Here is a 22,847-nt window from a genome sequence, read left to right as displayed (position 1 = left end):
ATGAAATACCTCATCATCATACTTTCGACCATTTTGGTCAACAACGTCATCTTCTCGCAATTCTTAGGCATCTGTCCTTTCTTGGGCACTTCGAAGAAGACTTCAACCGCATTGGGTATGGGTGCAGCCGTCATCTTCGTGCTGACGCTCTCCACCTTAGTCACATGGCTTGTCAACCAGTACATTCTTCTCCCTTTAGGACTTGAATTTCTGCAAACCATAGCGTTCATCCTTATCATTGCCGCATTGGTGCAGATGGTTGAAATCATACTGAAGAAAATCAGTCCTTCACTTTATACGGCATTAGGCGTTTTCCTGCCTTTGATTACCACCAACTGCGCCGTGTTGGGCGTTTCGCTGACCGTAGTCACCAAAGAGTTCAACTATGGCGGCGTGGCTCACATGCTCAGTTTGGGCGAGTCCGTCGTTTATGCAGCAGGCATTGCCTGCGGTTTCGCACTGGCACTGATTATCTTTGCCGGCGTGCGCGAACACACTGAACTGATGGAAGTTCCGGAAAGCATGAAAGGCACCCCTATCGCCCTGATTACCGCTGGCATCCTTGCCCTGGCATTCATGGGATTTACGGGAATCGTATAAGTAGAGACGCGATTCATCGCGTCTAAAAATCGCGAAAGGCTGCTTCCTGAGGCAGCCTTTTTCCGTTTATGCAAAGAATTTCACCACAAAAACACCTTTTTTCTTTTTTTTCTGAAAATAATCGTATTTTTGCGGACGTAATATAATTATACATTTATGAAAAAGCACATTTTCATCGTATTATTCTTCTTAGCTGTTTTTGGTGCCAAGGCACAAACGCCTTACGAAAGCTACGCTAACGACGGCATTTCCCTCGATTTCAGCAAGATTGAAGACATTCGTTTCAGGATTTATCTCATGTACAACCTGCAACACGACGGGCAGTTCTCCATCGTTCAAGATGAGAACGATGGCATGTACCTCATCTTCCCAGCCGACAACGGCACAGACTTGTCGGATGCTTTTGATGCATATTATAATGCCAAGTTTACCGACTTCGCTCTGCTCAGCAAGACTGACATCGACGATCACATGACAGAATGGAAAAGCGGCATTGCCAGTGCCGACATGACTTCCATCCTGATGGACTGGTTCCTTCGCCAAAGCCGCGTCGACAATGAAACCTGCGCCAGCTCGCTGCCTTTTTGCACTCATGAAACAATCACATTTGAAGCTGCGAACACGAGTAGCACAGCTCATGAACCCGGCATGGACGATGGCTGCATAGGAAATTCTTACAACCCCTCATTCTACCACATGAAGATTCGCGTGGGTGGACAGTTCATCATCCACATGGAAGGTCGAGACCCAACTTATGGCACTGAAAGAGACATTGACTTCTGCATGTGGGGACCTTACACGGAAGATGAAGTGATGGATCACTCGGCATGTTCCAACCTATCGAGCGGCAAGATCATCGACTGTTGCTACTCGGCTCACTACACAGAAGATTGTTTTCTCGGTTACGAGGAAGGTGATCATCAACACAACACTGGACATGGAGACATCAACTACCATTTGCCTGAAGTTGACGAATATTACATTCTGATGATTACCAACTATTCGCAAGCCCCCTGTGTCATCAGTTTCTCCAAGACTCCTGACAGCGGCCCAGGTGAAACCGACTGCGGCATTCTGCCAGGCATCGTAACCAACGATGGCCCTTATTGCGACGGCGAAACCATCCAGCTTGACGTCAACGAACAGCCAAACGGCACCTACCAATGGACAGGACCTGATGGCTGGACTTCGACGCTGCCACACCCCATCCGCGAAAACGCCACTGTAGCCATGGCAGGCTCTTATTCATGCACCACCACCGTAGGCACAGAGACCACCACCGCCTCCACCGAAGTCATCGTCAGCGCCACGCCTGAACCGACGGCTTCAGCACAGTCGACATACGTCAACTACGGATCCACCACACAACTCAACGTCGACCCGGGTGTGCAAGGCACTTTCAGCTACCACTGGGAACCCGAAAACATGGTCTCCGACCCTGACATTCAGAATCCAACGACCGTTGTGCTAACCAGCACGCAACTATTCACCGTCACCGTCATCAACACTAACGGCGGCACCCATTGCACTGGCTTCGACGACATCACCATTGAAGTAGGCTCAGGCCTTACCGCCACCGCCTCTGCTGATGAATACATCCTCTGCGAAGGCGAATCAACCACCCTTCACGCCTACCCCACAAACGGCACAGGCAATTACACCTACAGCTGGGAGCCAGCCGAATTGGTCAACAACGCCAGCATACAAAACCCAGTGGCCTCACCAAACGTCGGCAACAACACATTCACCTGCCATGTAGGCGACGGCATGGCTACCCGCGATGTCGAAGTAATGATTTTGGTCAACCCCAACGCTGAGCCGACACACCTCTATCCTGCAATCTGCCCCGACGAAACCTATACTTTCTATGGAGAAACGTTCAATACCGAGACCTACAAGGAGCACATGGACCATACACAATTCGGCTGCGACAGCCTTGTCTGCCTCCATCTCACACTAAACCAAGCCTACGACAGCACAATCATAATTAACACCTGCGACGAATATTCGTGGCCTTCAATGGGTAAGCCTTTTACCGGTTACAACGAAGAGACCATTTCCGAGGATGGCACCTATCAAAGAATCTACGAAAGCATACACAGATGCGACAGCGTGGTCACGATAAACGCAACATTCGAATACACACCTCGTCCATCAGACACCATCATGTCGCCCGATCCAAGCATTGGCGAAGCCACACACGCCGTCATCATAGCCAGCGAATTCCAAATCAACACCTACGACTTCATCGTTAAGGAGCAAGGACACTCTATATGGAACGAGGTGACTTGGACTCTGAAAGACCAATACGGCAACGATGTTGACTGGACTTTAGACACCGAAGGCGATGGCCGACTTCTGCACCTCACCGTTTTCCGTTATGTTGAAGGCAGACTTTACCTTACTGCCACAGTGACAAACGACTGCGGAAGCAAATCAGTGACCCATTGGCTTGAATGCACTTTCTACGGCATAGAGGAAGGAAGCGAAAACCAAGCCAGCGTCGATGTCGTTCCAAACCCGAACAACGGACAAATGACCTTGAATTTCGAGCACCTCACCGGCAAAGTCAACGTCAAGGTTTACGACATGAAGGGCAACATGATCGACAACTTTGAGACCTACAATCAAGTCGGTCAAAGCAGCATGGAATACAACATGAAAGGCCATGCCAGCGGCATGTATTTCTTCGTATTCTCGGCTATGGAAGGCACCGTAACAAAGAAAGTCGTTGTGACACAATAAGCTCATTCCATAATCCTAACACGACACTTTGTCCGAATCAATTGAAAAAGGCTGCTCATACGGGCAGCCTTTTCTGTACAGAAACATCGGGAAATGAAAAAAAGTGAAAAAAACAGCATTTTTCATTAAAAGTTCAAAATTATTCCTATATTTGTCGGTTGAATTATTATGGATTGCTGTTTACTTTAGAAAACACAATTGAAAATCAATTAAATAAACGTTTATTAAATACTTTATCACATGAACAGGATTGCGAAACTTCTCTTAATCGGCGCCATGCTGCTGACATTGCCGATGCGGTATTTTGCACAGAATTCAAGGACAGTCTACAATCAGGAGACGATTGAATTTGACATTACAGACATTGACCTCTTCGATGAACGTGTCTTTTTCATCTACAACCTTGTCAATGACAGTCGTTTCGATGTCAAGGCAAGCGAAGAAAACGGCATTTTCCTCATCAATGCCAACGAAGCCTTTGAAGGCATGAATCTGGAAGACAGTTTCTTGGATTTCTGTCATCAGAACAATACAGCCTTCAGACAGATGGATAAGGCTGTTGCCGCTGATGTAGCCTGCGAATACAAGGCCTTCATCCCGTCAGAAATGTTTGCATCGCTGATGATGGACTATTACGTCAGGTCGAGGCAAAACAACACCTGCGCCAACGCCGATCCTTTCTGCACCGACCAGGATGCTTACCAGTTTCCCGCCGGTGTCAATGCTGGTTCAGGCGAATCAGGACCTGACTACGATTGCTTATACAGCACACCAAATCCAGCATGGTACTATATGCAAATCGACAATCCCGGCAACATCGACATTTACATGTATAGTACTCCTGGCGAAGACATCGACTTCTGCTGCTGGGGACCATTCACTGACCCTCACACACCATGTCCGAACGGCTTGACTTCCAACAAAGTTGTTTCCTGCTCCTATTCAGCTGCCGCTACCGAGCACTGTTTGATTCCTTCAACGGCCCAACACAACGACTACTTCATACTCGTCATCACCAACTACTCCAACGATCCTTGTAACATTACTTTTAGTAAAGTGGCAGGCACCGGCACTACCAACTGCGGCATTCTGCCTCCATTGGTTGACAACGGCGGTCCTTATTGCGTTGGCGAGACCATCAGTTTGACAGCTAATTCAGACGGACAAGCCGGAGCCTCCTTCAGTTGGACGGGACCAGGAGGATTCAGTTCAACCCAGCAGAACCCGACACGTCCGAACTGCACCATGGCCATGGCCGGAACTTATACATGCACCATTACCATTGGTTCACATACCAATAATGCAACGACTGAAGTCGTCGTCAATCCACAGCCGACGGCTAATTTCAATTTCACATCAGTCTGCAAAGGAAATCCGACCCAATTCACGAACACTTCCACCAACAACCCATCGGGTCAGCCGATGACATACCAATGGAACTTTGGCGACGGCGGCACCAGCACCGAGCAGAACCCTTCACACACCTACGCCCAAGCTGGCAACTACACCGTTCAGCTCACCGTCAGAAATCCTAACGGAACGTGTTCCAGCCAAAAGACACAGACCGTTCCGGTGTATGCTGCTCCACAGGCTTCAGCTTCGGCCAATCCAGCAGTGGTCATGTATGGCGGATCTTCACAGCTTTCGGCCAGTGCCGGTGTTGGCGGCCAGTTCAACTTCCAATGGGTTCCTGCCGACAAAGTGCTCAATCCAAACTCACAAAACACGATGACCGTTGGTTTGCAAGAGACCACGACATTCACCGTCACAATCACCAACCCACAAGGCGGTTGCAGCAGCTCGGCACAAGTCACCGTCAGCATAGAAGGCTCCGGCATGACAGCCATGGCCACTGCCGACGCATACGAACTTTGCGAAGGCGAATCAACGACCTTGCACGCCCAGCCATCGGGTGGCACAGGCAACTACACCTACACATGGTCGCCAGCCAACACACTTAACAACGCGAACATTCAGAATCCGGTCGCCAATCCTCCTGTCGGAACCACACAATATACCTGTCAGGTGAGCGACGGCTACACCACACAAAACGTTTCAGTCAACATCATCGTTCATCCAACCAGCGAATCACACCCGAACATCAGCATCTGCCCCGACGAAACCTACGATTTCTTCGGCCAAGACCTCAATGAACCCGGAGCCTACCAACACACCACCACCAACGTTTTTGGCTGCGACAGCACTGTTTTCCTGACCTTGCAACACTACGAGACATACGACGAAGACATCATCACCGAACACATCTGCTACGGTGAACACTACACTTTCTTTGGCCACGATTACTACAGCAACTGCTCACCATCCAGCACCTACGAAGTGCTTCAGACTGTTCACGGCTGCGACAGCATCATCAGACTTGACCTTACCGTTTATCCTGCCAACGACACGACCATTGTCGACCCGTCAATTTGCATTAACCAGAGTTACAATTTCCACGGCACATTGTATCACAACGACGGTGACATCGCATTTTTCGATACCATCGACAATCACGGATGCCTTAAAGTCGAAAAGCTTATCCTTAGCGTAGGCGAATACCAGATGCCTCCTGTTGAAGAAAAATACATCTGCTACGAATACGGAGGACAACCTGAGTATACTTGGGATAAAAACGGTCAGACCTACACCAGCGATGCTGAGGACGAAGTGATTCTCCCCGACCCGACAGGTGGCTGCGATTTCAAATACCGCCTGAAAGTACGTTTCCATGAAAACTACTATCAGGAAGATAATGTGACAAGTTGCGATGCCTACACTTGGCCTGTCAACGGTCTGACTTACACACAGACATGCACCGACACAAAGACCTTCCCGACAACCGCACCTAACTTCGACTGCGGCGTGGACACATACGTCCTGAACCTTACCATCACCGAACACGACGAAGAAATGGTCGATCTTAACGATGTTACGGCACCAGACTACGATGAAGCAAACTCTTGCGATAATTTCTTCTGGGATCCAAAGGGAAAGACATACGACCCTAACACTTACACCTATCAGGGTCAACCCTATCTTGGAGGAGAAACAGTTTCACAATCAGGAACGTACCAAAGAATTTACCAAAACAGCCAAGAATGCGACAGTATCGTGAGCCTGAAAGTTCAGTTTGAATACACACCAACTCCAAGCGATTCCATCATGTCGCCTGATGTAAACATTGGCGTTGCTACACACACCGTCATCACGGCCAGCGAGTTCCAAATCAACACTTACGACTTCACAATCCAAGAACAAGGACAATCCCATTGGAACAAGGTGGAATGGACACTGAAAGACCAATACGGCAACGATGTTGACTGGGACATGGAAACAGAAGGCAACGGTGAACTCATGCACCTTACCGTTTTCCGTTATGTTGAAGGCAGGATTTACCTTACGGCAACAGCCTCCAACCGTTGCGGAAGCGTAACGCGCACACATTGGATTGAATGCTCATTCTACGGTGTTGAAGAAGGAATCGAAAACCGCGTCTCCGTCGACATCATTCCAAACCCGAACAACGGACAGATGACCTTGAACTTCGAATACCTCACCGGAAACGTGAACATCAAGGTCTACGACATGAAAGGCAACTTGGTTGACAACTTCAACACCTACAACAGCTTCGGACCAAACACCCTTCAATACAGCATGAAGGACTTCTCCGACGGCATGTATTACTTTGTCATTTCCGGCAAGGAAGGCACAGTGACAAAGAAGGTCATCATCAATAAATAAACGCTGTCCGACTAAAAACAGCAAATCCTTTAAAAAGCAGCTTCGGCTGCTTTTTTTATTTCATTTTTTCGACAGAAAACGTATTTTGTTTATCTTAGCAGACCAAATACGTCCTTCACCATCAGATTATATCTGATTGTAAAACAAACATATATGAAAAACAAACCTAATTTTTCAATAAAAATGAATAAACAGGTCAAATTACTTTTGGTTGTCACGGCATTGATTTTCGTCAGTTTCAAAACGGCAAAAGCCCAAACCATATCCACACAAGGCAAGGAATTCTGGGTTTCGTTCATGGCAAACGGATACAAGTACCACCCAGATGCTCCGCACGGCAACTGGATTCTCACACAAGTCCTCATCAGCGCCAAACATGACTGTAGCGGCACTGTCAGCAACCCAAATACAGGATGGAATTACCAATTCAATGTTAGGGCCAACGACATAACCACCGTTGAAATTCCGGAAGAGGAAGCCTATCATGAAGCAACGGTTTATGAACGAATCGTGAACAAGGGCATTCTCATTCAGACTACCGATACCGTATCAGTTTACTGCACCAATATAGCACACGTTTCTTTCGATGCCTCATACGTCTTGCCAATTGAGGGATTGGCTGACAGCTATCTCATCCAAACCTACGACCAATCCACAAACACCTCTACAAGCGAATATGTGAACAGTCACCAGACGAGTGCCTTTGTCATCATTGCCACAGAAGACAATACGACTATCGACATCACACCCACAGTGCCGACATTGGGAGGCAGACCTGCCGGCGAAGAATTCAGCGTTACTTTGAACAAAGGCCAAGCCTACCAAGTCAGGTCAACTTTAAACGGAACCCAACGCGATTTGAGCGGCACCCTTGTCACTTCTCGCGATTGCAAAAAAATCGCCGTCTTCAACGGCAACACCGTCACTTGCATTCCAAGAACCAAGAACAGTTTCGATCACATTTTCGAGCAAGCCATGCCGATACGCGCTTGGGGTAAAAATTTCGTTGTCACACAATCGTTGGATCGCGATGAAGATTATGTTAAAATCACTTCCGCCGTTGACAACAATGCCATACTCAAAAACGGAGAAACGCTATGCACGCTTCAGTCAAACGAATCCTTCATTTTCCCTCTTTCTGAAAATGAAAAGTCCTGCTATCTGGAAGCATCAGGACCGAGTGCTGTGTTCCTATACAACACTTCTTGTGAAAGAGATTTCTGGGGAAACAGCACTAACGGAGACCCTTCGGTAGTATGGATTGCCCCCATAGAGCAGCGCATCAATGATGTCACTTTTTCGACTTTCGACGACCCGCACATCAACATTGCTCACCATTACGTCAACATCATCATCAACACAGAAGATATTAATAAAGTTTACCTTGATGGAAGTCTGATTTCACCATTGCTTTTCCGACAGGTGTCGGGAAACGAAGCATACAGCTATGCAAGAATTGAGATAGAAAATGCCGTACATCACCTTTCCTGCATCAATGGATTCAACGCCCACATATACGGCTTCGGTGCTGCCAAAGGCTATGCCTATTTAGTCGGTTCAAACGCCTCAGACCTTACATGCAACACCACCATCAACGGCATTGAGGTAAAACCCAACGAGACTTTCCACTACTGCGTTGATGAATCCGCAACCTTCTCGGCAGAAGTCAACTATCAGGAATACAGTTTGCAATGGGATTTCGGAGACGGCACAACAAGCACTCAAAACCCTGCCACCCATACTTACAGCAACAAGTCACTTTACAATGCCAAACTCATTGTCACCGTGCAGGGCGGCACTTGCGATGGCAGCGCCACCGAAACCATACCATTCTTAGTTGATGTAAGGCAGAACTACCTCCCGCCCATTTACGATGAACTCTGCTACGGCGATGGCTATTACGACCATGGCTTATCGGTTCATCAAATTCTGGAAGACACCATCTTAGGCACAGCACAGGCCAACCCGACGTTTTCGAACTGTCAGGACAGTCTGCTCATCTACCTCACCGTCAGGCAACCAGATCATGTCCATTTCGATGAAAGCACATGCTGGCGCGGCCATTCCGACACCTATACAGGACATGGTTTTGTCATTCAATACGACCACCCTGGAACCTTCAGCGACCACCATGAATTGCCAAACGTTTTCGGCTGCGACAGCGTTGCCACGATTACACTCACCGTCAGCGACAGAATAACCAAAACTCTCAATGAACATTGCTGCGAAAGCTCATATTATTGGGACGGCAGCACCTACAGCCAACCTGGAACCTACGAAAAACAATATGTCTCGACACAAGGCTGCGACAGCATCGTGACCCTCAACCTCACCTTCGGGCATCCGCAAACCTTTGCTTTCGACACCATTGTCTGCGGGACTTTCACTTGGAACGGCCAGGAATACCAAGACGAGCCCGGCTATCACGAATACATACAAAAATTCCAGACATTCGACGGATGCGACAGCACTGTAATTGCAAAAGTGAATTTATCAGATGTCGTTGATGGCCCCACGGAAGAAGCATCCGGCTGCAACACTCACCCTTGGAACGGTGAGGTCTATACGATTCCCGGCACATATTCAGCAAATCTGACCTCTCAGTTCGGCTGTGACTCAATCGCACATCTTGAACTTCACATGAACTACACACCTTCCGCATGGGGCAACCCTGGCGAAGAAATCTACGCCCACGACACGCTTGCAGCCCATCAGGTGATTACTGCCACTGAATTTCAAATCTTCACCTACACCTACAGCATTCAGGACAAAAACCCATACTGCCATTGGGACTCAGTCGTATGGAGCATACATTCCGAAGAAGGCGAAGCGGTGGACTGGGTTCTTGAACCTTTCGTCGACAAAGACAGCATTGTATGGTCGGCCGAACTTTCTGTCTTCAATTATGTTCCGGGCAGAATCATCATAAATGCCACAGCCTACAACGAATGCGAGAAGCAGGGCATCCTATTCCAAAACTGGTTGGTATGCTCATTCTTCGGAGTCGACGAAGCCGAATATGCAGCCGACATCCGTGTTGTCCCGAACCCAAACAACGGAGAAATGAACCTCCAGTTTTTCAATACCGACGGTAGCACAGAGGTCACGGTCTACGACATGTCGGGAACACTCATCGACAGATTCATGACCAATACCAACAATTACCGCTACACTATGAAACGGCAAACCGCTGGAATTTACCTTTTCGTGTTCAACTACAAGGGGAAAATCATCACCCGAAAAGTCTGCATCGGCTGATTATTACGCAATAAAAACGTTTCGAAAGCCGTTTTCAGCGCATCAAACAACTTTTTTGACAAAAATATCGGACAAACGAAGCCAATGAAAGAAATAAGTTTTTAAATTTGCCAAATTTTTATTTCAAACATAGTACGCAAAGCACCTAAATAACTCAACACTATGAAAAGAAGGTCTCTCAGCACGACGTTAATTTTGGTCTCAGCAGGTCTCTTCCTCACGGGCTTTTTCAGTTCTTGTCTCAAGGAAGAATTCCTGAAGAATGAGGATGGAGAATATGTGACTGATTCGCTCGGCCACAAAATTCCAAGTGACTCGACAATCATTTACATCACCCAGGAAATCCCTGACATCAACAAGTTCATGCCCGACATTTTGCTTCGGCACATGAACCAGATGGGCGCACTCCACTATGGCACCGAACCGCCAAAAATCGATGGTGAATTCATGGCCGATTACATGTTTGTAAAGAAGACCATTTTCATGCCCGAAAGCAATTACCAAAACATCGTGGAAGGAAGTCCGATTGGAAGCAGCTATGGCCTCACGTTCTATGACCAGATATGGTCGGTGATGAAGTGCGATTACTCCAGATTAATGCAACCGGCTCCAAACATGTATTTCTACGAATGCTCAACCGACGACTCAACATATCAAATCCTCCATTCAAACTTCGATAAGTTCAAAGAATATGATATGACGCCGGACTATTTCAAGGATGGTAATTTCAACACAGATGAGTTTAAGAACACTTACATCATTGGAAGCAAACCTTATTTCACCATGTTCTTCTACCAAGTGCTTAGAAACGAACTTCCTGTTTCCTTGCCATTTACTCCTAAAGACTTCCGCCCAGTCATCGCCAACATCATTTCCGGCAAATACAACGAAAGTGCCGACGGACTTGATAATATTACCGATTTCTATTGGGGAAGGCAATGCATAGGTTACATTAAGACAGGAGATGTTTTGAACCAAGCCATTGAGGAAGGCTTGCAGCCTTATTACGGCGATGCTTGGATTTGCAACAACCAAGGCCATCCTCTCACCCATCCCATCAACGAACCCGATGACAACGAATCCAACGACAACGAATAAAGAATCACTCCATGAAAAAATTATCATATATTGCACTCACAATCTGTTTAGTTCTCAGCACATTAGCTGCTAACGCACAGTTTAACAAGCCTTTGCAATCTGCCAGTCAAAGAAAAACATCAAATGTTGCCAAATACAATGTCGGCATCACCGGCGGTCTGAGTCTCACCCACTGGATTCATACAGGAGGTCTGAAAAACGATTTCGAGCAACCTGTCACAGATGGATTAGGACCTGTTTTCGGAATTTCCGTTGAAAGACTGCTAAACAACAGAATGTCAATCAGTTTGGAAGGATTCTATGCCATGAGAAAAACCAAACTCACCTACAATTCGATTAAGCAATTAGCCATAGCTTACGGATATTCAAGCGATTATCAGAAAAACTTCAGCATCGAATACAATCAAATTGAGATTCAGGTTCCAGTGACCTACTATCTTTCAAGCACTCAAAACGCCCGCATCAAGCCATACGTTTTCGTAGCTCCACGCATTTCAATTCCTTTAAGCGGAACAGAGAAGATGGAAAGTCAACTTCTTGATTCACTTGGCAATTTCCAACTCGATGCCGACGGGAATCCAAGTTCCATCTTGGTTCAAACCGACCTGAACAAATCGAACTTCAGACAATTCAATGTAGGTTTAGTTGGCGGTGTTGGCGTGCTTTTCACAATCAACACAAACAACTACTATTTCCTCGTCAAAGTTGACGCTTCATACAACTACAATCTGATAAACAGCTATACCAAAGACGAAAAGGATGCCAATGTTCCAAATGTATTGGGTGTAGGCTACATCGAGCCTTCCTTGCTTGGCAAACGTTTCATCACCGATGCCACCCTCAAAGCCACAATCCTTTTCCCTCTGAAGAAGCAACTCAAGGGTGCTTGCATGAGATGGGGAGAATATGATTGATTTAAAATTCAAAGATTTAAAGATTTAAAAATTCAAAGATTTAAAGATTTGACTGTAAACAAACTCATATAAGGAACAGAAAACAAATTGGCGGATGATGATAGCATTATCCGCCGTTTTCGATAATTGTAAATAACAACAAATCAAGCACATACAATCATGAAAAGGAGTTTTTTTAGCATTTTAGCCATCGCATTGCTCTCTCTCACGACGGGCTTTGCCACAGCGCAGACCTTCACTTATCCCATTAAGGGAGAAAAGGGATTCTCGCTCACCGAAAAGACCAGAGGAAACGTTGCCATCAGCTACAACCTCGGCGAATTTTCTTTCAACAACCTGAATTACAGAGGCGAAGATATGTCGGAAATAGCAATTTCCGCCATTACGCTTCCCAACAACGCAGGTTGCCCGAACCTCCCGACCGAAAGCCGTTACATCGCTATTCCTCAAGGCGCAAAAGCCAAATTGAGCGTGGTAAGTTTCGAAAAGGAAGTGATTAGGAACGTCAACATTGCTCCGGCGCTCAGGATTCAGGCCGAAACCGAAGAACCCGACATGAACTACATAAAGGATGAAAAAGTGTATGCCGTCAATGCCAACTATCCAGCCGACCCATTCGTGGTTTCAACAACAACTTCGTTGCGTGGCGTCGATGCCGTGGTGGTTTCCATCACTCCATTCCAATACAATCCTGTGACAAAAGAACTTACGGTTTATTCCAACGTAAAGTTAGACCTTCAGTTTGAAGGCGGCAACGGTGAATTTGGCGACAGCCGACTCCGTTCACCTTATTGGGACAACATTCTTGCCGCCGAGCTGATGAACTACGACCAGTTGCCCGTCATCGACTATTCGGCCCGTATGCAGCAATGGCTCCGCGATGATGCCGAAGGCGCCGAATACATCATTGTCACCCCTAACAACGACGAGTGGGCACCCTACGCCAACCAACTGAAGGAATTCCGCACCAAACAAGGCATCATCACCAAAGTCGTCCGTCTTGACGAAATGCCGGCCAACAGCACCAACGAAATGAAGGCTTGGTTCCACAATGCCTACAACACTTGGGAAATTGCCCCTGTTGCCGTCTGCCTCCTTGGTGACCACGGCACCAACATGAGCCAATACATTCCAGCCGAAACAGTGCCACATCCTTACGAAGGTTCCTGCATTACCGACAACCGCTATGCCGACCCAACAGGCGACAATCTGCCTGACATGGTTTTCTCCCGCCTGATTGCACAAAACGCATCCGAACTGCCGGTTTTCGTTGGCAAGCAAATCGAATATGAATACACCAACGTGAACATGGACCCCAACTTCTACACACGTCCAATCACCGCATTGGGCTGGCAAACGGAACGTTGGTTCCAACTCTGTTCTGAAGTGTTCGGCGGCTACATGCGCAGCAAGGGCTACGATACCAACCGCATTAACTGCATCTATGACGGCAATCCTGGCTCAATCTGGTCATCGGCTACCAACACCAGCGATGTCGTCAATTATTTTGGTCCTAATGGAACCGGCTACATTCCACAAGCTCCAAACGAACTTGGCGATTGGAACAACGGTTCACCAGGACAGGTCGTCACTGCCATCAACGAAGGCACTTTCTGGCTGCAACACCGCGACCACGGCTTGGAAGAAGGCTGGGGTGAACCTGCCATGCGCAACAACCACGTTGCACAATGCAACAATGTTGGCAAGCTGCCTTTCGTCATGTCAATCAACTGTTTGACCGGCAAATTCAACTATAGTTCCGACTGCTTCTGCGAGGCTTGGATGCGCCGCACCTACAATGGCGAAAATGCCGGTGCCGTCGGTGTGCTTTGCCCGACCGAAGTCTCCTATTCCTTCGTGAACGATGCCTTCGTTTGGGGCGTTTACGACCTTTTCGACAGCGATTTCATGCCAACATACGGTCCATACGCTGCAAAATCCGATAATTGGATGCCAGCTTTCGGCAATGTCGCCGGAAAACATTTCCTGTACCAAACCTCATGGCCTTACAACGATTACGACAAGGACATTACCTACACAATGTTCACCGCCCACTGCGATGCTTTCCTGCGCATCTACACGCAAGTCCCACAAGAAATGGAAATCATCCATCCTGAAGTTGTACTTGCCGGTTTAAGTGAAGTCACCGTTACAGCCCCTAACGGCTGCACAGTCAGTCTGGTCAAGGAAAATGCAGAAGGCGAATGGGAAATCCTCGCCGTGGCAGAAGGCACTGGCGACCCGATGAACATTGAATTTCCGGCCCAAGTTCCTCCTACCCAGATTCATATTGTGGCAACAGGTCAAAACTACCTGCGCTACGAAGCCGTGATGGACGTCATTCCTGCCGACGGCCCATATATCGTTTTCGACAGCAAGGTCATCAACGATGAAAACGGCAACGGCCAACTCGATTTCGGCGAAACCATCAGTCTTGATATGACACTGAAGAATGTCGGTTCCGAAAACATGGACGCTTTCACAGCCACCATCAACACCGAATCGTTAGACATCACGTTAATTAATACTACTGCCGAATACAACAGCCTGGCACCTAACGAAACCCAGACACTTGAAAACGCTTTCACAATGAAAGTCAGCGAAGATGTTCCTGACAACACAAACAACATTTTCACAGTTACCGTTGTGAATGGCGAAAACAGCTATGTCAGCACTTTCAGCATGAAAGCTTTTGCTCCCGTGTTCAAAATCAACAACATGAGTATCACCGAAATTGAAGGCAACGGCAACGGACGCCTCGATGCCGGCGAAACCGCTCAACTCAATTTCACCTTTGAAAACAAGGGACATGCTGATGCAGCATTAACCACAGCCACGCTCAACATGCTGTCGCCATACATCACTTTTGAAGAAAACGAAATCGAATTTGAAACAGTTGCCCCTGAAGAAACGCTGACTGCCACTTACAACATTTCTGTCAGCGAAGAAACGCCAATGGGTTACAGTTGCCCGCTCGTTTTCAATGTGATTTCGGGCAATTACAGCGATTCCAAAGACTTTAACGTCAAAGTCGGTCTCATCATCGAAGACTTTGAAACTGGCGAATTTAGCGAAGACTGGACCAACGACACGCAAAAGCCATGGCGTTTCGTCAACGAAGATCCTTACGAAGGCGAATACTGCGTGCGCTCGGGAAGCATCTCCAACAATGGCAACACCCAATTGATCCTCACACACGAAGCCGGAAGCGATGATGTAATATCATTCTACTACAAGGTTTCATCAGAACAAAATTACGACAAGATGCATTTCTACATCGACAATCAGGAAAAAGGCACATGGTCGGGCAACGTTGGCTGGACTTTGGCAAGTTATCCTGTCAGTGCCGGCACACATACCTACAAGTGGACTTATACCAAAGACACAAGCGTCAGCAACGGCAGCGACTGCTGTTGGATCGACTATATCTCGTTGCCTTCGCCAAAGGTCATGGCTGGCACCGCAGGTCCTGATGTCAGCACCTGCGAAGGCAGCGATGCCCAAATCATCGGCTACGCCATTTATCACGACAACCTGACATGGACAACTGCCGGCGATGGCACATTCAACGATGCCACCATCGCAACACCGCTTTATACACCTGGTCCGCAAGACCTTGAGGCTAGAAGCGTAGTGCTTACCGTCACAATCACAGGCCAAGGCGAAACCATCACCGACGACATGACAGTGACTATCACTGAAAATGTGGAAATCTCGGATGCACTCGCCGACTATTCCTATTGCGCCGTCAGCGAACCGCAAGAAATTAGCGTTGAAGTCAGTGGCGACTACACATCCTTCACTTGGAGCACTTCAGGTGACGGAACATTTGAAAACGAATCCGAACTCTCGACGACTTATACACCAGGTCCTCAAGATATTGAAAACGGCACAACTTTAACCGCTATTGCAATATCAGAAGGCTGCGGTCCAGTGGCTTACAACTATCCGTTTGAGATGAACCCAATGCCAGAAATGACTTTAAGCAGCGAGTCGATAGAAATCTGCGAAGGCGAAAACGCCATCATGAACTTCACCATGACAGGTTCTGCCGGAACATGGGGCACACAGCCTGAATTCACCTTCGGAATGAACGGCACAACGAATAATGCCCATTCCGGCGCCAACACACTTGACTTAGGTGTACTTGAAACAGGGACACATGAATTCAACATCGGCTGGGCTTCAAACATTTCCTGCACCACCGATTACGAAGCCGGCGAACGCACTTTCACCGTAAACGTTAATGCCTTGCCAACGCTTCAAGTTGCCGACAACGAACTGAGCATTTGCGAAGGTGAAACCGCATCGTTCGGCATGACTCTGACTGGCACCGCACCATTCAGCATCAGTGCTGAAGGCATAGACGATTTCACTGCCGATGCCAACCAATTCACGCTCAATCTGAATCCTGAAGACGACATTAACGCTACTATCACAAAAGTCACCGATGCCAACGGCTGTGAAGCAACATTAGACATCGCCCTGACCGTCAATGTGATTGGCGAAACGCCACTCACCCTTGTCGGCGACCTGAATCCTGACGCTTACTACACACCAACATCGACCTACACACTCGAAGAAGATGTTCCAGCCATTTGGAACATGAATCCAGCCGATGCGGGCTCAATGGTTCCTGCCAACGATGGCAAGAGCGTCGACATCACCTGGGCGCAAGGCTTCAAGGGCAATGTCGTCCTGACGGCCACGCCAAACATCGGTTGCGAAGTGGAAGGCACCTCATTCAGCATCGAAGTGAAAAACTCAACCGATGTTGCAGAAAACGCCATCGGTGCCGCCATCTTCCCGAACCCGACCAATGGCAACGTCACAATCAAGGCCGAAGCCATGCAACGCATCATCATTGCAAACACGCTTGGCCAGATTGTCTACGATGCTGAATTTGAAGGCGACGAAACACAACTGAACCTCTCGCAGTTCGGCACCGGCCTGTTCACCATCCGCATCATCACGGCCAACGGCATTGGCACGCAGCAAGTTACGGTGGTGAGATAAACTGAGATATATAAAAAACAGGAAATAAGCAGATGATTGTATGGTCATCTGCTTATTTTGTCTTTAAAAAGGCAAAATATTTCCCCTTTTCATTCCAAATCAATAATATTTCCTTATTTTTGCCGAAAATATGCAATATATTGCCCAATGAATTGTATGAATTTCATAAAAGAACGCCGCGAGGTCTTGAAAATCACGCAAGCCGAACTGGCAGAGTTTTCAGGCACAAGCCTGAGATTTATCAGAAGCATGGAACAAGGCAAAGCCAATCCATCAATTAAAACACTGAGCAACATTGCCGACATTCTCGGCTGTGAAATCATTGTAAAAGTGAAAGGAGTGGAAGAATGAGACAAGCCGAAATTTACCTCAACGACATAATGGCTGGGAAACTGGCAGAAACCGATGACGGGAAGTACATTTTTGAATACGACAGCATTTACTGCTCCAATCCAAAAAATCCTTCCATCAGCCTCACTTTGCCCAAAAGTCAACGGCGTTATGAATCATACACCCTATTCCCTTTCTTCGCCAACATGCTTTCGGAAGGCAGCAACAAGGCCTTGCAATGCCGAACCATGAAAATAGACGAAAACGATGAATTTGGCTTACTGTTGGCTACGGCCTACGCCGACACGATTGGAGCCGTAACTGTAAAAAGAATATGAGAACGATAAATGTTTGCCCTGGAACCTTAGCCACAGGTTACGACTCCTATAGCCCAATATGCCTAAAACATCTCTTTGACGGCAAGAAAGTAAATCCTTTTATGGATTTTAATCATGAAGTAAACGAAAACTTTATCAGTTCAGTCAACAGAATTTCCGTTTCAGGTGTACAGGAAAAGATTTCCGCCACCATTAGCAAAGGCAAAATCATCATTACACCAGAAGGAAGCCACGGAAGCCATATCATCAAGCCTGCTCCCGATTACCGTCATTTGAATTTCAGGCAACATATTCCTGCAAATGAGCATCTTACCATGCAGATTGCACGACAAGTGTTTGGCATCACGACAGCAGAAAATGCAATGGTCTTTTTCAAGGATGGAGAAGCCGCCTATATCACAAAACGTTTCGATTATGATGTCAAAGGAAACAAAATCCAGCAGGAAGATTTCTGTTCGCTTATGCAGATGCCTGTAGACAACAAATATTCAGGCAGTTACGAAGACCTTGCAAACACTTTGAAACATTATGTCTCATCATGGCAAATCGAACTGCCTAAGTTTTTCGCTTTAGTCGTATTCAACTATCTTTTTGCCAATGGCGATGCTCATCTCAAAAACTTCTCGCTGATGAAAACCATTGATGGCGATTATGTGTTGACACCGGCTTACGACTTACTGAACACATCAATCCACGTCAACGATTCGGATTTTGCCTTGAAAGACGGCTTGATGCCAAGGAATGAACACTCAGAGACTTATCGCAACACAGGACACCCTTGTTCGGAAGACTTCATAAGGTTCGGCCAAAAAACCGGAGTTGCCCAAAGCAAAATTTCAAAGACCATAAAGTTATTTTCCACTTATCAACCGCTGGTAGCAGAATTTACAAATCGCTCATTTTTAGACGATAAGACAAAACGAATGTATATTCGCAGTTATCAGGAAAGGTTAAGCCGATTCAATCGGAATTGATTGTCATCAATAAAACACATAAAAAAACAAGTTGTAACATATAAGTTTTTATTTTTGCAAAACATATATCAATCATCAAATAAACAATCCACGAGATGAAACACAGCACACTGATTATCACAGCCATAATTTTTGCCGTATTTTCAATAGCATCGGCAACGGCACAAACATTCAGCTACCCCACCAAAGGTGGCAAAGGCTTTTCATTGGGCGAAAAGACCAGAGGCAACATTGAAATCAATTACAATGTCGGCAGTTTTTCGTTCAATCATTTGAATTACAAAGGCGAAGACTTGACCGAAATTGAACTGGAAGGCATTTTCCTGCCTAACAATGCCGGTTGTCCGAACTTACCTGTCGAGAGCCGTTTCGTTGCCATTCCGCAAGGCGCAAAAGCCACGCTGAATGTCGTCAGCTACGAAAAAGAGACCATCCGAAACGTGAATATCGCTCCGGCAAGAGCAATTCAGGCCGAAAACGACGAACCCAACATGGATTTCACGAAAGACCAGAAGATTTACACCACCAATGCCAATTTCCCGGAAAACCCATTCGTGATTTCGGAAAACACATCTTTGCGTGGCGTCGATGCCGTAGTCGTTTCCATCTCTCCATTTCAGTACAATCCTGTAACAAAAGAACTTACGGTTTACTCAAATGTAAAATTAGACCTTCATTTTGAAGGCGGCAATGGAGAATTTGGCGACAGCCGCCTACGTTCACCTTGTTGGGACAACATTCTCGCCTCGCAACTGATGAACTACGACCAATTACCCGTCATCGATTATTCCGTCCGCATGGAGCAATGGCTTCGCGATGGTGCGGAAGGCGCTGAATATCTCATCGTTACCCCGAATAACAGCGCTTGGACTCCGTTTGCCAATCAACTCAAGGAATTGCGCACCAAGCAAGGCATCATTACCGAGGTCTACCGTTTGGACGAAATGGGCGTCAGTTCCATCGCGCAACTTGAAACTTGGCTCCACAACGCTTACAACACATGGGAGATTGCCCCCGTGGCCGTTTGTTTCATGGCCGACCACAACACCGACATGACGCAAGGTATTCCTGCACAAACCGTCAGCCACCCCGAACAAAACACCTGCATTTCCGACAATCCCTACGCCGATGTCAATGGCGATTTGTTGCCTGATATGGCCTTTTCGCGTTTGGTTGCAGCCAATGCCGACGAACTGCCCGTATTAGTCGGCAAACAGATTGAATATGAGACGAATCCCTGCATGGATGAAAGTTTCTACCACAATCCCGTAACGGCTTTGGGCTGGCAAACTGCACGCTGGTTCCAGCTCTGTTCGGAAGTCATAGGCGGCTATTTCCGCAAAAACGGCAAGGAGACCATCCGTATCAACGCCATTTATCAAGGTTTGCCGAATGACCAATGGTCGACAGCTGAAAACACCGCCGATGTCGTCAACTATTTCGGCCCGAACGGGACAGGATACATTCCTGCCAGTCCCGCCGAATTGGGCGGCTGGACCGATGGCGAGCCCGAGCAAATAGCAGCAGCCATCAACACGGGTGCCTTCATCGTGCAGCACCGCGACCACGGCACCGAAGAAGGTTGGGGCGAGCCTGCTTTCCGCATTCCCTACATCGATGGATTGACCAACGTGGGCAAATTACCTTTCGTATTCTCCATCAATTGCCTCACGGGAAGATTCAATCACGAATCGCGCTGTTTCGCCGAGGCCTTCATGCGCCACACTTACGACGGAGAGCCTGCTGGAGCCGTCGGTGTTCTTTGCCCCACCCAAGTGTCCTACTCCTACGTGAACGACTGTTTCGTTTGGGGTGCTTTCGACCTCTTCGATCCTAATTTCATGCCAACCTACGGTCCATACGCCAACTACAGTGGCAACTGGTTCCCTGCCTTCGGCAGCGTGGCCGGCAAACATTTCCTCTACCAAAGTTCCTGGCCTTCATTACCTTACTATAAGGAAGTCACTTACCAAATGTTCACCGCACATTGCGACGCTTTCCTGCGCCTTTATAACGAAGTGCCACAGGAAATGGCCGTCACCTATCCGCAAGTGATTTTCAACAACACAAGCAGCATCGACGTCACAGCACCAGCCGAATGTTTCGTCAGCGTGACCAAGGAAAACGCCAATGGAGAATGGGAAATTCTCGCCGTTGGGCAAAGTAATGGAAACGCCTTGCACCTTAACATAGCACCGCAAGCGGTATCAACCGAATTGCATTTGGTCTGCACCGGACAGAATTACCTCCGTTTTGAAGAACCTATCAAAGTAGTGACGGCTGGCGGACCTTACATCGTTTACGAAGCAAAAAACCTTCATGATGCCAACGGCAACGGTCAACTCGATTTCGATGAAACTGCTACTTTCGACATCACGTTGAAAAACATCGGCAACGAGACCATAAACGCTTTCAATGCCAACCTGACAAGCGATTCACCTTTTATTAATATTACCAACGGCACAGCACAATTCGGCAGCATCGCACCCAACCAGACCTTGACAGTCAGCAATGCCTTCACCGTGAAAACCGCCAACAATGTTCCCGACAAGACGGAAAATGTTTTTCTCATCAACGTGGCAAACGGCAGCAACACCTACACGACCAAGTTCCACGAAAAAGCCTACGCCCCCATCTTCAATATCGGCGGCATGACCATCACAGAACTACAAGGCAACGGCAATGGCCGTTTGGATGCCGGCGAAACCGCGCGACTAACTTTCACCTTCCTCAACGAAGGCCATTCCAATGCAGCACAAACCATCGCCGAACTCAATTCACCTAACAGCCACGTCACCGTCACCACCAACCCGAACTTCTTTGAATCAGTCGGCGTGAACGAAAGCGAAACCGTGGTTTTCGACATCAGTATCAGCGCCAACACGCCCGACTGCTTCCTGTGTCCTGTCACGCTCAAGGTGAACTCAGGCAGCTATCAGGCGGAAAAGGAATTCATTCTGCGTATCGCCCTTATTATCGAAGATTTTGAAAGCGGCACTTTAAGCGAAGTCTGGACCAACGACGCAACTTTTCCATGGACAATCTGCACCGATAATCCATTCGAAGGCAACTACTGCATGAAATCGGCTGCCATCCCAGGCCAACGCCACACCGATTTGATTCTCAACCACGAAGCCGTTGTCGACGACAGCATTTCCTTCTATTACAAGACTTCGAGCGAAGAAGACTGCGATCAGTTGCATTTTTATATTGACGATGAAGAAAATGGCACTTGGTCGGGCATTAAAGACTGGCGACGCGCCTCTTTTCCTGTATTGGCCGGTACTCACACTTACAAATGGTCGTATGCCAAGGATATGATTCAATCGTCTGGCGAAGACTGTGTTTGGATTGATTTCATCACTTTGCCATTTTTGGAAGACATAGCCGAAATTTCGGAAACTTACGATGAAATTGATGCCAAAGTCTATCCAAATCCAAGTACGGGATTTATCACCGTTAAGGCTAACGATCTGAGACACATTGCCATAATTAACGCCATCGGGCAAGTCGTATATGATTCTAATGCAGCAGGCAACGAAACAGAACTTGACTTGTCGCAATTCGGTTCTGGCCTTTACCTGATTCGCATCGCCACAAGCAAAGGCATCAGCACAAAGCGGTTGAGCATCGTCAGATAAAGCAACATTCACATTGTCACCAACATTAAGGGAACAGTTTTAAAGCTGTTCCCTTTTTGTTTGGCACAAACCATCACTGACGGAATTGGCATGATTGCATTGAACATAATTCCGTCCAGAATGTTACTGATATAAACATTGTGAACAGTCGCAATGAAAACCGAATCAAAAAACCATTAAATCAAAATTATG

At 47.3% G+C, this 22,847-nt stretch carries 11 protein-coding genes; all 11 read left to right on the top strand.

What is annotated here, in order from left to right:
* The gene (locus tag AC06MN_RS09530; protein ID WP_475672138.1) at window positions 1–600 is read left to right on the top strand and encodes an electron transport complex protein RnfA; all 600 of its coding nucleotides are present in this window, start codon (window positions 1–3) and stop codon (window positions 598–600) included.
* Between the two features lie 156 nt (window positions 601–756).
* Window positions 757–3,345 (top strand): T9SS type A sorting domain-containing protein, encoded by a 2,589-nt coding sequence (locus AC06MN_RS09525; RefSeq protein ID WP_475672137.1) that lies wholly within the window; start codon window positions 757–759, stop codon window positions 3,343–3,345.
* A 240-nt stretch (window positions 3,346–3,585) separates the two neighbouring features.
* On the top strand, window positions 3,586–7,086 hold the full coding sequence (locus tag AC06MN_RS09520) for a PKD domain-containing protein (protein WP_475672136.1): 3,501 nt from the start codon (window positions 3,586–3,588) through the stop codon (window positions 7,084–7,086).
* Between the two features lie 183 nt (window positions 7,087–7,269).
* Window positions 7,270–10,344, top strand: coding sequence for a PKD domain-containing protein (locus AC06MN_RS09515; RefSeq protein ID WP_475672135.1), 3,075 nt, complete (start codon window positions 7,270–7,272; stop codon window positions 10,342–10,344).
* 162 nt (window positions 10,345–10,506) lie between these two features.
* A complete protein-coding gene (locus AC06MN_RS09510) occupies window positions 10,507–11,442 on the top strand; it encodes a hypothetical protein (protein WP_475672134.1) in 936 nt (311 codons plus the stop codon).
* A gap of 11 nt (window positions 11,443–11,453) precedes the next feature.
* On the top strand, window positions 11,454–12,356 hold the full coding sequence (locus tag AC06MN_RS09505) for an outer membrane beta-barrel protein (protein ID WP_475672133.1): 903 nt from the start codon (window positions 11,454–11,456) through the stop codon (window positions 12,354–12,356).
* A gap of 159 nt (window positions 12,357–12,515) precedes the next feature.
* Window positions 12,516–17,372, top strand: a complete 4,857-nt coding sequence (locus tag AC06MN_RS09500) for a C25 family cysteine peptidase (protein ID WP_475672132.1) — start codon at window positions 12,516–12,518, stop codon at window positions 17,370–17,372.
* Window positions 17,373–17,528: 156 nt separating this feature from the next.
* A complete protein-coding gene (locus AC06MN_RS09495) occupies window positions 17,529–17,723 on the top strand; it encodes a helix-turn-helix domain-containing protein (protein ID WP_475672131.1) in 195 nt (64 codons plus the stop codon).
* The gene (locus AC06MN_RS09490) at window positions 17,720–18,040 is read left to right on the top strand and encodes a HipA N-terminal domain-containing protein (RefSeq protein WP_475672130.1); all 321 of its coding nucleotides are present in this window, start codon (window positions 17,720–17,722) and stop codon (window positions 18,038–18,040) included. The genes AC06MN_RS09495 and AC06MN_RS09490 overlap by 4 nt, the downstream gene beginning before the upstream one ends.
* Entirely contained in the window at window positions 18,037–19,014 is a 978-nt protein-coding gene (locus AC06MN_RS09485; protein WP_475672129.1) for a type II toxin-antitoxin system HipA family toxin, read from the top strand. The genes AC06MN_RS09490 and AC06MN_RS09485 overlap by 4 nt, the downstream gene beginning before the upstream one ends.
* A 95-nt stretch (window positions 19,015–19,109) precedes the next feature.
* Window positions 19,110–22,655: a C25 family cysteine peptidase gene (locus AC06MN_RS09480; RefSeq protein ID WP_475672128.1), complete on the top strand. Its 3,546-nt coding sequence runs from the start codon at window positions 19,110–19,112 to the stop codon at window positions 22,653–22,655.
* Window positions 22,656–22,847 lie beyond the last annotated feature (192 nt).

This window comes from Candidatus Limimorpha sp., assembly GCF_056203535.1.
The sequence above is the reverse complement of the archived record's forward strand: the minus strand, read 5'-3'. Positions and strand labels throughout refer to the sequence as shown.